This is a genomic window from Mesorhizobium shangrilense (genome assembly GCF_040537815.1).
In the GTDB taxonomy this organism is placed as follows: Bacteria; Pseudomonadota; Alphaproteobacteria; order Rhizobiales; family Rhizobiaceae; genus Mesorhizobium; species Mesorhizobium shangrilense.
On the sequence record NZ_JBEWSZ010000001.1, the window covers coordinates 3341062 to 3354593 of the forward strand.

Genomic DNA, 13532 nt, shown 5'->3' on the forward strand with positions numbered 1-13532 from the left:
TAATCGTCATCCATGCACGGCCTCAGCCTTCCCGCAGGAAAGCGTCGATAGGCGCCGGCCGCACGGGCGCCTGTCCGCGAAACCGGCCGACAGCGTCGGGCATGCAGCCGGCTTGCGCCGCCACGAGTTCGACGGCAGCCAACTGGCAGTAGCGCCCCTGGCATCGCCCCATGCCGACACGCGACAGCGATTTCACCCGATTGGCCTCGCCGCCGCCGAAATCCACACTGTGGCGCACGTCTCTGGCGCTTACATTCTCGCAGCGGCAGACGATCACGTCGTCGGGAAGTGCCTGCGCCATCGCTGCCGGCCAGGGAAAGGCGCAAGCCAGGCCGCGGGCAAAGCGCGCGAGCCGCACGAGCTTGCGCAGATCGGCGCTGGCAGAGCGCGCCGGATATCCGAGATCGGCAAGGCACGCCGCCGCCGCGAGACGCCCCGCGATCTCCGCGCCGTCCGCTCCCAGAAGACGAGCCCCATCGCCTGCAAGATAAACTCCGTTGCCGGCCCGCCCCATCTCGTCGATCTTCGGCAGCCATTGCCGCCACTGCTCGTCATAGGTGAAGGCGCACCCCACAAGGTCAGCCAGATGCGTTTCCGCCCGCAGGTGCCAACCCACGCCAATCATGTCGCATGGGGTGAGACGCTGCCTTCCGCCGGCGTCGCGCCAGCGCATCGCGGTGACACCTTGTTCGTCGGCCTCGATCCGCTCGAGCGTCACGCCCGCATGGTAGCGGCGGCCGAGCCTTGCTCGCAGGGCCAGACCGCGCAGCGCAACCAATGGCCGGGCAGCAAGTCCCCAGGCCCCTCGCATCTGCTGGCGCCAGGGCGAGGAGTCCAACACCGCCGCCACATCCGCTCCGGCCTTGACGAGTTGAGCGCCGACCAGCGTCAGCAGAGGCCCTGATCCCATCAGAACGATCTGCCGCCCAAGCGCCACGCCCTGCGCCTTGAGCGCGATCTGCGCCGCGCCAAGGCTGTAGACGCCGGCGCACTGCCAGCCTGGGACCGGAGCGACACGGTCGGCTGCGCCGGTGGCAAGGATCAGGCGGTCATAGCCAACTAGCTGCACACCGCCCTCCACCAGCACCTGCAGTCGCCCGTCCTGCACGGCGATGACCGAGCTCGCCGCGCAATGGGTGAGCCACCCGTCTTTGGCCAGCCGGTCGAACAGCGTATGCAGCGCGTCCGCCTTTGCCGCCTCCGACCCGTAGAGCTGCTTCGCGGTGCGGGTGAAGCCGGCGGGCGGGCGGCGATAGATCTGTCCGCCCGCGCGCTGCCCTTCGTCGATCACCACCGGGTGGAGCCCGGCCTGGACAAGCGTCGCCGCGGCCCTGATGCCGGCGGGACCGGCACCCACGATCACGATCCGCGGCGATAAGGTCTCGCTCACGGCCAGTTCTCCGGCGGCATCGTGCGCAACCGCATGCCTTCGCTGAAAAGTGTCGAGCACGCCCGCAGGCGCGGTCCCTCGTCCTGCCATACCCAGCAATCCTGGCAAGCTCCCATCAGGCAGAAGCCGGCGCGCGGCTCGGGTCCGAACTCAGACTTTCGCAACGCGTGCCCTGACGTCAGCATGGCGGTCAGCACGGTGTCGCCCGCCAGTGCACTTCGCATCTGCCCGTCGAGAAAGAAATGCAGCTGCGCCCGGTCGCGCTCGGTCAGCCGGACGATGCGGCCGGCGGTCATCATTCTGCTGCTTCTCGCACCGGGCGAGGACGTGGCAGTTCGGGGAACCGCTCGCAGGCCGCATCGAACGCCGCCTGGACGCCCTCCGGCCCCGAACGTCCCTTCATGCGGCGGAAGATCTCCGTCTTGACGAAGAACCGCCAATGGATCGGCAAGTCCCTCAGTATGGCGGTGAGCCGGTCGTAAGCCAACGGCGTCCACTGCGCTTCGTAACGGTCGCGCTCCGGACCGAAATGGAAATGGCCGGCGGCTGGCCCCTGGCGTGCGCGCAGCCTTTCCGTTGCCTGCTCGTCGACCTCGCCGCCACTGATGACGACGCCATAGTCCCGTTCGGCCGCCGTCGCCGAAACATAGCCGCGCCGCACATCCTGCGCGACCCGCCAGGGCTCGCGCAGATGCGGATCGCCGCGCCCGCCACCTCCGGCGGAGCGGATATCGAGCACGTCGCCGGGCTGCAGGACAGCCGTGTCGATGTTGCCAAGCCGCCGCTCGTGCTCGGTCCCCGGATTGACGACCATGTCAGACAGGCCGGCCGCTTTGCCGCCCAGCACACCCCAGGGACGAAAGAAGCTGCGGTCCCGGTTGCGCGCCGTGATCCTGGAGTCGGGGGCGAAGACACGGAAGGCCATCTCGGTCGCCAGGCCGCCGCGCCAGCGGCCCGCACCGCCACTGTCCCTGGCGAGCCCGTATTTCACGAATTCGACCGGGGTCTCGGTCTCGGTGATCTCGATCGGCGTGTTCTTGAGATAGGCTGCATCCGCGCCCGATCCATTGGTCCCGTCGCGATGCGGCATCGCGCCGCCGCCGCCCACCACGGGGTTCACCGCCGTTATGACAGTCTTACTGGTCCGCTCGTCCGTGGTCATGACGTTGACGATGCAGTTGTTGCCGGCCGGCGCCGCGGGCAGGCGTTCCGGCACCGTTTGCGAGAAGGCGCCGAAGATGACCGACCGCAACCGGGCGCAGGTGAGCGAGCGCATGCCCACTGCGGCGGGATGGACCGGATTGAGCACCGAACCTTCGGGCGTGATGCAGGTGAACGGCCTGGTGAGGCCCGTATTGAGCAGGATCTTCGGGTTGAGCGTATAGAGCACGTAATAGACGCCCACCAGCAGCATGGTGTGTCGCGGGTCGCCGCCTGAAGGCACGTTGAGCGAGGAGCCGAGCTGCGGATCGGAGCCGGTGAAGTCGAGCACCGCCTCGTCGCCTTTGATCGTCAGCGTCAGCTTCAGCCTGCAGGGATTGGCCTCGACCGAATCCTCGTCGGCATAATCGGCGAACTGCCATGTGCCGTCGGGCATGGCGCGCAGCACGTCGCGCGCCTGCGCCTCCGCATGGTCGAGAAGAGCCGAAACGCCCTCGATGAAGCCGGCCTTGCCGAACTTCCTCACCATCGCCTGGATCTTGCGCTCGCCGGTGTTGAGCGCGCCGACCAGCGCCTTGATGTCGCCGATGTTTAGGTCGGGCTTGCGCACATTGGTGCTCATGATCCGCAGGATCGTCTCGTCGAAGACACCCTCGTTCACCAACTTCATGGGCGGAAAGCGGATGCCTTCCTGATGGATTTCGGTCAGCGCCCGGCTGAGCGAAGCCGGCACCGCGCCACCCATGTCGGTGTTGTGGATATGCCCTCCGGTCCAGGCGACGATCTCGCCATCGACGAAGACCGGCTTCCACAGATGCGTGTCGGGCGCGTGCGTGGCGACGTGGCCGGAATAGGGATCGTTGGTGAACGCAACGTCCCCCGGCCGGTAGTCGTCGACCATGGCGATCGCGCGGTGATATGAAAGCCCCGGATACCAGGTGGCGCCAAGTTCCATCGGCACGGCGAAGGTCGCGCCTGAACGGTCCATCAGCATCACCGTAAAATCCTGCGTCTCCTTGACGAAGGCGGAGTGCGCGGTGCGGTGCAGCGTGTGGGCCATGTTCTCGGCGGCCGCGCGAGCATGGTTAGCCAGAACCTGAAGATTTGTCCGGTCAAACAAAGGCATCACTCCGGGAAGGTCAGCAGAAGGTTGAGATGGCGGTCGACCCTTGCCTGCGCTCCGGCGGGAATGGCGAAGGTGGTGTCTTCCTGAACGACCACGGCAGGCCCGCGAAACGTGCTGCCCGGCACGAGGGTCTGCCGGTCGTGGAGGTCGACGGTTTCGACGCCCAGGCCCGTATAGACCGAAAGCCGGCGCGCCGGACTGGCGGGGACATCGATCTCGTCGGTCTCCGGGAAGGAGAGCGCCGGACCCGCGCCTACGGCGGACAGTCTGATATTCACAAGCTCGATCTGGCCGTCCGGATCGTGGAAATCGTAGAACCGCTCATGGGTGCGGTGGAAGGCCTGCTCGATGGCTGCTGTGTTGCCGTCCGCCAGCCATTCCGGCGACAACACGACCTCGATTTCATAGCTCTGCCCGATGTAGCGCATGTCGCAGGAGAGATTGAGTTGCGCGGCCGCGTCGTGCCCCTGCGCCGCGAGCCAATCGCGGCCCTCTTGCGCGAGGGTCTCGAACGCCTCGCGAATTCCGGGGAGCGATGTGCCCGACAGCGGGGTGAAGATGGTGCGAATGAAGTCTCCGCGCAGATCAGCCACCAGCCCGCCAAGCGCCGACACCACGCCAGGGCGGCGAGCCGCCATGACGCGCTTCATCCCGAGTTCGCGGGCAAGGAAGGCGCCGAGCATGGGGCCGCCGCCGCCGAAGGGCATCAGCGTGAAATCGCGCAAGTCTACGCCGGCGCGCGAGGCGAGTTTCTCGACCTCGACGAACATTTCCGACACCGCGATGTCGAGGATCGCCTGCGCGGTCTGCTCGACCGGGCGGCCGAGCCGAGCGGCAAGGTCGCCGACCGCGCGATGCGCCAGTCCGGTATCGATCTTGAGCTGGCCGTAGGCCATCTCGCTGTGGCCAAGCCATCCGCACACCACCATGGCGTCCGTCACCGTCGCCCGCTCGCCACCACGGCCATAGCAGGCTGGTCCAGGCGTCGAGCCGGCCGACTCCGGCCCGACGCGCAGCACCCCTTGCGCGTCGACACTGGCGATCGAGCCGCCGCCAACGCCGATCGAGCTCACCGATACGGAAGGGATATGGAGCGGAAATTCGCCGATCAGTTCACCGGTGCCGAACTGCGCCTCGCCGTCGATGATGAGCGCGAAGTCGGCCGAGGTCCCGCCAATGTCGAGGGTAAGGACCTTGTCCTCGCCTGCCTGGCGCGCCAGCCACGAGGCGCCGATGACGCCGGAGGCCGTTCCCGACAAAAGCATGTTCACGCAGGCGCGCTTGCCTTCGGCAGCGTTCATCAGCCCACCGTTCGACTTCGTCAGCATCGGACGGGCCGGCACGCCGCGGTCCTTCAGCCGCTCTTCCAGCGCCGTCAGATAGCCCGAGACGCGCGGATGGACATAGCCATTGAGAATGGCGGTCGAGCTGCGCTCGTATTCGCGGATGACCGGCCACACCTCCGCCGAGGAGAAGACGAAGAGGTCTGGCGCGAGTCGCGCGATCGTTGCCTTGACGGCGGCCTCCTGGGCGGCATTGCGCCAGGAATGGAGGAAGGACACGATGATCCCTTGCGCCCCGTTGGCTTTCGCCGCCGCGACCGCCCTCTCCACCGCCGCCATGTCCGGTGCCCTGGATTCACTTCCATCGGCACGCATGCGGACCGGGATGCCGAACACCATGTCGCGCGAGATCAGCGGATCCGGCCGCGAGCAGAACAGCGAATACATGTCCGGCATTCGAAGCCGCGCGAGTTCGATCACGTCCTCGAAGCCCGCATTGGTGAACAGCGCGAGCGGCGCGCCCTTGCGCTGGATGATTGTGTTGATACCGACGGTCGTTCCATGCACGAAGCGCGTCATATGGGTAGGATCAAAGCCTTCGCGTTCAGCCAGAAGGGTGAGACCCGTCATCAGCTCGGCGCCGGGGTCTTCCGGCGTCGTCAGCACCTTCAGCGATGCAACCCGTCCGGAACGGGCTTCGAGCGCACAGAAATCGATGAATGTCCCGCCGATATCGACGCCGACCTTCCAGTCGGCTTCGTCCCGCGCCCCATCAGCCGCGCGAGCGATGGCACTGTCCATGATGCGTCCCTTCTGTCTGCCCAACCGAAGCTGGCATAAGCGGGGGTTCAGGGTCCAAGATGTATGATGAGCAAGGCTATAAGTCTTGCTTATGCTTTCGCGCGATGTTCACCGAGGACGGTTGAACAGGCCGCGCGGATTTCGTCGCGCATCATCTCATCGGCGCGCGAAAGGGCTCGTGTGCGCGAGGTCAGAAGCGCGATCGGAAATTCCGGCCCCGCCGCGAGCGGCCTGACGGCAAGCCCGGCAAACTGGTGCCACGGCAACAGCGCATCGACGAGCGCGATGCCCAGGCCAGCCTGAACGAAGCCGACCGCGGAGATGGAGACGTCGATCTCGATTGAAGGCGAAAGCGTGACGCCCTGTGCACGGGCCGTGAGGGCCAGTTCGTCAGCAGGGCGGGTGTTTCCGCGATAGGATATCAGCTCTTCCCCAACGAGATCGGCGAGCGTCAGTTCGGTCTTCATGTCCAATGCATGTCCAGCGGGCAGCAGGCATGCGAAGCCGACACTGCCGATTACCTGCGCCTCGATGTCGGGAGGCAAGCGGTCGTCCATGGCCATGCCCAGGCTGACATCCCCGGCGCGCAGCATGTCGATGATCGCGGCGATCGGGGCGATATGAGAACGCAGCAAAATATCGGGATGCCGCGCCCGGAACCCGGTGAAGGCGCGCGGCAGTATCGCCATGGCCGGCGGCGGCGAAGCCGCGACCCGCACCAGCCCCGTCCGGCCCAGACGCAGGTCGGTGGTCTTTCGGCGGAGGCCCTCGAGCCCCGCCGACAGCCGTTCGGCATCGGCGAAGATTTCGAGCGCCTCCGGGGTCGGCCGCAGCCGGCCCTTGACGCGCTCGAACAGCGTGAAGTCGAGTTCGTCCTCGGTGTGAAGCAGAATCTGGCTGAGGGCGGGCTGGGAAATGTTCAGCATCCGCGCCGCGGCGGTCACTGTACCCGCGCGCATGACGGCGATAAAAACTTCGAGCTGCCGGGCCCGCATTGGCACTCCATAGGTAAAGCTTATGGTTCTTGTCCAAAGCCATCTTTGACGCAATGGCGCGGCGCGGACAAGATCGGGCGGGGAATGTTGCTTTTCGCAAGAGGCCGCTATGGATGTGATTGTGCTGGGCGGCGGACTGATGGGGACGGCTTCGGCCTTTTTCCTTGCCAGGCGCGGCGCACGCGTGACGCTGATCGAGCGCAACCGGATCGGTACCGGAGCAACTGTCGCCTCGTTCGGCAACATCCGGCGCACAGGGCGCCATCTGTCCCAGCTTCCGCTGGCCCACCGCTCGCTCGGGCTGTGGGGCGAAGCCGACAAGATGCTGGGCCGCGACGTGGAATTCCGCGCCACCGGCCATATCCGGCTGATCTTCGATGCAGGCGGTCTCGCCGACATGCGGCAGTATGCCGAGGCAGCGCGGCCATGGGGGCTTGAGCTGGAGGAGCTCAGCCCACGCGAGATTCGCGCCCGTTTTCCCGGTCTCGGTCCCGAAGCGATCGCGGCGTCATTCTCTCCGCAAGATGGCAGCGGCAATCCGCGACTGATCGCACCGGCCTTCGCCGAGGCTGCCCGCAAGCTGGGTGCTGAAATCATCGAGGACGCCGAGGTCGGGAAGATCACCTACACGGGCTTCGGTTTCGTTGTCTCCAGTTCAAAGGGTAGTTTCGCAGCCGACTGCCTGCTCAACACCGGCGGAGCCTGGGGCGCACGCATCGCCGCTCAGTTTGGCGAAGAGGTTCCGCTCGACGCCCGCGGCCCGCAGATGGGCGTGACCGAGCCGCTGCCGCATCGGATCCTGCCGGTGGTCGGCATCTGGACGCGTGACAAGGCCCATGGTGCCTATCTGCGTCAGGTCGAGCGGGGCAACATCGTCTTTGGCGGCGCGGCCGAAAGGGTGCCGGTGGGCCTGGATCCGGGCCATGCGAGCGCCGACCCCGCGCTACTGCCGGCGCAATTGCGCGCCGTCGCCCGTCTGCTGCCGGCAATCGCGCAGGTCTCGCTCATCCGCACGTGGTCAGGCTGCGAGGGCTATGTGCAGGACATGCTGCCTGTCATGGGACGCTCGGCGACGACGCCAGGCCTGTTCCACGCCTTCGGCTTCTGTGGACATGGCTTCCAGCTCGGTCCTGGCGTGGGTGACGCCATGGCCGAACTCATCACGACCAACCGTTGCGAAACGCCGCTCGACGATTTCAGAGTCGATCGCTTCAACTGCGCAGCCTGAAGGAGCACTAACGACATCCGCTCAACGATCCTTTGGCCGCTAAAAGTGGGATGGTCACTCTCGTCCGATCCTTCGAGTATGACATCTCAAGCGGGCGTGGCGCTCTAGGCACGAAGATTTCCTGATGGTTTTGCCCATCGGCGAACCAGCCCTGGCTCGGAGGGTGCGCAAGGCCGAAATCACAACCACCCAATTGCACGTCGTTGCCGCCGATTACCGCACGTGTCGATGCAAGGTCTTTCGAAACCGGGGGGTGAGCTACGTGTGACGAGTGGCATCAACGAGACGAAGAAAATCGACGAACAGGCCAAAACCGTTTCGTTCAGAGCCCCTAGATTTATCTGACAAGTAGCACAATAGGTAACACAAATAAGTAAAATGAAGCGAGATCAACGGCCAGAAACTTGAAATTATCCAGCAAATTCAATTATTTATCTGAAAAACCTAATGGTACCGTTGGCTGGGATCGAACCAGCGACCTCCGGATCCACAATCCGGCGCTCTAACCATCTGAGCTACAACGGCACGCTTGCCTGAGTGGATACAGTCAGAAGTTCATTCCGCGTGATCCACTCTGTCGTTCGGCGATGCGTCCATACGGGCTTATGGATTTTAATTCAAGGCTTTTGGAAAGCAAAGGTGACTTCCCCACATCCGCGCGACATTCGCCGGGCAAAGAAAAAGGCCGGCGGGAGGAGGTGCCGGCCTTTTCCTGTTACGAGCCAGCGGGAGGAGGTGCTGGCTGGTCACCCCGGGGAGCAGAGGGAGGAGGTTCCGCCCGCCGGGTATTCGCTTGGTCAAGAGTATTCCACATGATCCTGCTCGAAGAAATGCGGCCTTTCGCTACATCTCCGGATCATGCCCAAATATCAGGCGACCTTGATTTCCTTCATCGCCTTCTCGAAGGCGGTCTTGATCGGCTTGGACACGTCCTCGGCTGCCTTGGAGGCAACGGTCTGGAAGTCCTTGGCCTGCTCGACGGTCATTTCGACGCGCTTGCGCAGGAACGCGGTCTGCAGCTCAACCACTTCCGACAGCGACTTGGCGCCGATCAGAGCTTCGAGATGCGAGAAGCCGGCTTCCGCGTTGGCGCGCAGCGCGGCAATGGTCTTGAGCGACAGGTCGCTGGAAACGGTCTTGGCGGACTCGTAGGACGACTCCAGGGCCTTCTGGGTCTCCTCGGCACCGGTCTTCAGCTTGGCATAGGCTTCCTTCGACTGCTCGACGCCCTTTTCGGCGAAAGCGCGGATCTGGTCGGTGGCCTTGGAAGCGTCAAAGCTCGGGAATTCAACATTTTCGATCGTGTCGGCAGACTTGGTCTTGGTCATTTTCCATCCTTTTCAGCGGCAGCGGCTTTGACAGAAAGCCGTCTCGTTCATGTATGATGGCAATATAAAGGCATTTTTTGTGCATTGCAATATCTATGTTGCAGTGCACCATATTTTTCTTTCAGGCCGTTAACCACGCGGCCAAATTCCGGCCTTTGCACGTTATGGCTTGTGGACCTTCACGCCGCCGGCTTTTATTAACAAAGCGTTAACTGCAAATTGCCCGCTCCGTGAGGGTTCGCCAAGCGCATGTCGCCCGAAAGCTATTCATTCCTCGATGTCGCCGTGCTCGACGCGGTCCGCCAGCGCTTCGCCGCCGGCGATGCCATCGCCATCCTCTCGACGGATCTGGAGCAGGTGATCTGGGCCAATGGGCCGGGGGCAGCGGTATTCGGCTATGCGGACATCGAGGCCATCATCGGCGCGTCGGCGCACCTGCCGCTGATTGCCAGGCGCCAGATCATGGCGACAAGAGGCTTCCCCAATATTGGCAGCGACCGCTCCATCATGCTCCGGCTGGCGACAGGCATGACAAGCCGTGCCGTCAGTTTCCTCGCCAGCGCGGTGACGATGCCTGACGGCGAAGGCGCCGTCATGCTGACGGTTCCCGCTGCTCAGACCGGCTCGCGCAGTCCCGCCGAGATCGCGGCCCGGGCAATCAGCGGCTTCACCGAACATGGCCATTTCATCGCCTTTGTCGACGCCAGGGGCAATATCGAGGCCGCATCCGACGGGTTCGCGGCGCTGGGCATTCTGCCGGAAACGCTGGCCGCGCTCGTGGCGGACGTGGCGAGCGAAAACGACAGGATCGTCAAACGCCTGGTTCCGGGTGGCTCTGCCCCCTACCCGGCCGGCCTCGCCAAACTGACGGATGTCAGGCATCTGCTGGTGGTGATCGACGAGGACCAACTTGACGACGAGGCGCCTTTCGATGAGGTGCCCGACAGGACAGAAGCCGGTGTGGAGCCGACACCAGCCGCAGACGAAGCCGGCGTCCAATCCAAACCCGGCCAGGACAACGAGCCGGAAACACCTGTAGTCGCGGCAGCGGCCGGTGGCGAACCTGCCACCCCGGAGGCTGTCGAAAACATCCCGGCATCAGCGGAGCAGGACCGTCACGCTTCGACCGGACAGCGCGGGGAAGAGGCCCGCAGCGCCTCTGGCGGAACGCCGGCGCAGCATGACCACTGGTACTTCAATGCCGGCGACGATGAGCAACGGCCACGCCAATCGGATTCGCCCGCCCCTGCCGAACCGCCGGTTGGTCCGAATATCGTCGCGGAAACCCCAAGACAAGCTGGCGTCGAAGCCGCGGCCCCGTCCTCTCGTCCCGCCAGCCGGGAGATCGACCGCTCGGTGCCGCCCCTGCGCTTTGTCTGGCGTACCGACGCCGAAGGCAAGTTCAGCACCCTGTCGCCGGAGTTCGCACAGATCGTCGGCAAGACCGCCGCCGATGTGATCGGACGGCGCTTCAAGGATGTTGCCACGACATTCGGCCTCGATGCCTCCGGCGAAATAGCCGGCCTGCTGGAACGGCGCGACACCTGGTCCGGGCGCTCGGTGTTGTGGCCCGTTGCCGGTACCGACCTGAAGATACCGGTGGATCTGGCGGCGCTGCCCGTCTACGGCCGCAGCCGCGTCTTCGAAGGCTTTCGTGGCTTCGGCGTCGCCCGAACCGGCGATGCGGTCGTCGACCCTGAGGCGATCGGGATGGCGCTTGTCCCCAATGGCGCAGCGCCGGCGACCACCGGGCCGGAAATCGTCGAACCGGCGCCTGAAGAACCCAAGGCGACGGATCCGTTCAAAGGCGAAGTGCCGGCTCTGACCATCGTGCCGAAGCCTGAGCGGCGCTTTGCCGACAAGGTGATCCGGCTGGCGGAGCATCGGCAACCCGCCAATGACAAGGGCCTGTCGACACTGGAACGCAGCGCGTTTCGCGAGATCGGCGAGCGGCTGAAGAAAGACAGCGCACCGGCTGGACAACCCGACGCGGAAAAACAAGCCGTAGGAAACCAGCCGGAACCGGCTGCGAAGGTGGAACTTCCTGCCGAGGTAATCCAGCCGGCGCCCGAAGCGATGCTCCAGGAAGAGGCCATTTCGGCGCACAAGGGCGAAGTGCCCGCGGTGGACCAGGATATCGGCGTGGCTTCAAGCGAGCCATCCGGCATCGATGCCGAGGATGAGAAGGATCTGGCACGGCTCGATGGCGCGACGCCGGATCACCTGCCCCACGACAAGCCGAGCGGATCGCTGCTTAGCTACGCCGGCCACGTGGAGGAGTCCGGCAATGTCGCTGTTGGCGCCGATGAAGCACCGCTCGCTGGACCGGACAATGAGCAGGCACCGCGGACGATTGCCGAACCCGCGGCCGAGAACCAGAAACCGGATGCCATCAAGGTGACAACCGGCGCTGTCGATGACGATGACAGCATGACATCAGCCGATTTTCGCGATGCCGAGGACAGCGAGGACTGGGTTCGGCCCGACGAGCCTGCAGCCGCCTCACTCCGTGCCGACGGCGCCAGCGGGACGGCACGTCCCCGGCCGCGGTTGCACGTTCCGCCGCTCAAGGTGGAAGGGTTCGTGCCCTCAGCCTTTTCAGCCGGCGAGGAGGTTCCGGATACGTCGATCATCGGCAAGCTACCGGTGCCGCTGCTCATCCACTCCGGCGACGAATTGCACTATGCGAATGACGAGTTCCTCAACCTGACCGGCTATGACACGATCGAGGATCTGGCGGATGCCGGCGGGCTCGGCGCCTTGTTCGCGGACCCCTATGCCGATGACGGTGCTTCCGATGGAACCGACCGCACGCTGAAGCTGAAGACACGTCACGGGCAGGAATTCCCGATCGAGGCCATCCTGCGCTCCGTTCCCTGGCGCGGCGGCAAAGCGCTGATGCTGGTCGTGCGCCGTTCGGGCGAGGACGATGCGCCGTCAGCAACCCTGCATGCCGTCGCCGACGAGCAGACACAGCCCGATATTCCGGAACTCAAGGCGCGCATCGCCGAGATGCGCACCATCATCGACACGGCGACCGATGGCGTCGTGCTGATCGGCCGCGATGGCACGATCCGCTCGATCAGCCGCCCCGCGGAAGCGCTGTTCGGCTTCGACAGCGACGAGGTGACAGGCAAGCCCTTCGCTTCGCTCTTTGCCATCGAAAGCCAGCGCGCGGCGCGCGACTATCTCGAGGGATTGTCCGAACCAGGCGTCGCCAGCGTGCTGAATGATGGCCGCGAGGTCATCGGGCGCGAAGCACAGGGTCGCTTCATTCCCCTGTTCATGACCATCGGCAGGCTGCCCAACGAGAGTGGATTCTGCGCCGTGGTGCGCGACATCACCCAGTGGAAGCGGGCGGAGGAAGACCTGACCCAGGCGCGCGCGGTGGCCGAGCGCGCCTCCTCGCAGAAGACCGATTTTCTCGCCCGCATCAGCCACGAGATCCGCACCCCGCTCAACGCCATCATCGGGTTTTCCGAACTGATGGTGGACGAGAAATTCGGGCCGGTGGCCAACGACCGCTACCGCGACTATCTGCGCGACATCAACCGGTCGGGCAACCATGTGCTCGACCTTGTCAACGACCTGCTCGACATTTCGAAGATCGAAGCCGGCCAACAGGAGATGGATTACGAGGCCGTGTCGCTCAACGACACGCTGGCCGAGACGGTGGCGATGATGCAGCCGCAAGCCAATCGCGAGCGGGTCATCATCCGGTCAAGCTTCGCCTCGCGCCTGCCGGAAGTGGTGGCCGATCTGCGCAGCGTGCGCCAGATCGCGCTCAACATCCTGTCGAATGCCATCCGCTACACCCAGGCCGGCGGCCAGGTGATCGTATCGACCGCCTATGAGACGTCGGGCGATGTGGTCATGCGCGTGCGCGACACCGGCATCGGCATGAGCCAAGCCGAGATCGAGCAGGCGCTGAAGCCCTTCAAGCAGATCAACGCGCTGAAGCGTGGACGCGGCGACGGCACTGGTCTCGGCCTGCCGCTGACCAAGGCGATGGTGGAAGCGAACCGCGCGCGGTTCACCATCAACTCGACACCTGGCGAAGGCACTTTGGTTGAGGTGGCGTTTCCCTCGACGCGCGTGCTTGCCGAGTAAGGCGGGTCGCTCCGGACAAAGAAAAGGCGCCCAACGGGCGCCTTAAATGATGGAATTTGCTGTCACAACGGGGCTTGAGCGAATCAGATCCTCCGGGGATCAGAGGAACG

At 64.8% G+C, this 13532-nt stretch carries 8 protein-coding genes and 1 tRNA gene; 2 read left to right on the forward strand and 7 right to left on the reverse strand.

Translation table 11 applies throughout. The features are described 5' to 3' along the window. Positions 1-22: 22 nt before the first annotated feature. The 5 genes from ABVQ20_RS16405 to ABVQ20_RS16425 all read right to left on the reverse strand — a co-directional run bounded on the left by ABVQ20_RS16405 (position 23) and on the right by ABVQ20_RS16425 (position 6756). Positions 23-1390, reverse strand: coding sequence for an FAD/NAD(P)-dependent oxidoreductase (locus ABVQ20_RS16405; protein WP_354460563.1), 1368 nt, complete (start codon positions 1388-1390; stop codon positions 23-25). Then, positions 1387-1689, reverse strand: a complete 303-nt coding sequence (locus ABVQ20_RS16410) for a (2Fe-2S)-binding protein (protein WP_354460564.1) — start codon at positions 1687-1689, stop codon at positions 1387-1389. The genes ABVQ20_RS16405 and ABVQ20_RS16410 overlap by 4 nt, the downstream gene beginning before the upstream one ends. Then, positions 1686-3671: a hydantoinase B/oxoprolinase family protein gene (locus tag ABVQ20_RS16415; protein ID WP_354460565.1), complete on the reverse strand. Its 1986-nt coding sequence runs from the start codon at positions 3669-3671 to the stop codon at positions 1686-1688. Before ABVQ20_RS16415 ends, ABVQ20_RS16410 begins: the two co-directional genes overlap by 4 nt. A gap of 5 nt (positions 3672-3676) precedes the next feature. Continuing rightward, positions 3677-5761: a hydantoinase/oxoprolinase family protein gene (locus ABVQ20_RS16420; RefSeq protein WP_354460566.1), complete on the reverse strand. Its 2085-nt coding sequence runs from the start codon at positions 5759-5761 to the stop codon at positions 3677-3679. An 89-nt stretch (positions 5762-5850) separates the two neighbouring features. Then, a complete protein-coding gene (locus ABVQ20_RS16425) occupies positions 5851-6756 on the reverse strand; it encodes a LysR family transcriptional regulator (RefSeq protein WP_354460567.1) in 906 nt (301 codons plus the stop codon). Positions 6757-6865: 109 nt separating this feature from the next. On the opposite strand from ABVQ20_RS16425, the gene ABVQ20_RS16430 reads away from it, so the two are divergent. Next, positions 6866-7984 (forward strand): NAD(P)/FAD-dependent oxidoreductase, encoded by a 1119-nt coding sequence (locus ABVQ20_RS16430; protein WP_354460568.1) that lies wholly within the window; start codon positions 6866-6868, stop codon positions 7982-7984. 448 nt (positions 7985-8432) lie between these two features. On the opposite strand, the gene ABVQ20_RS16435 is transcribed toward ABVQ20_RS16430, so the two are convergent. Together ABVQ20_RS16435 and ABVQ20_RS16440 are read right to left on the reverse strand one after the other, a co-directional pair. Continuing rightward, a tRNA-His gene (locus ABVQ20_RS16435) sits at positions 8433-8509 on the reverse strand. Positions 8510-8853: 344 nt separating this feature from the next. Then, a complete protein-coding gene (locus tag ABVQ20_RS16440) occupies positions 8854-9312 on the reverse strand; it encodes a phasin (RefSeq protein WP_354460569.1) in 459 nt (152 codons plus the stop codon). A gap of 249 nt (positions 9313-9561) precedes the next feature. Here ABVQ20_RS16440 and ABVQ20_RS16445 point away from each other — a divergent pair, with 249 nt between their 5' ends. After that, on the forward strand, positions 9562-13422 hold the full coding sequence (locus ABVQ20_RS16445; RefSeq protein ID WP_354460570.1) for a PAS domain S-box protein: 3861 nt from the start codon (positions 9562-9564) through the stop codon (positions 13420-13422). The last annotated feature ends 110 nt before the right edge of the window (positions 13423-13532 follow it).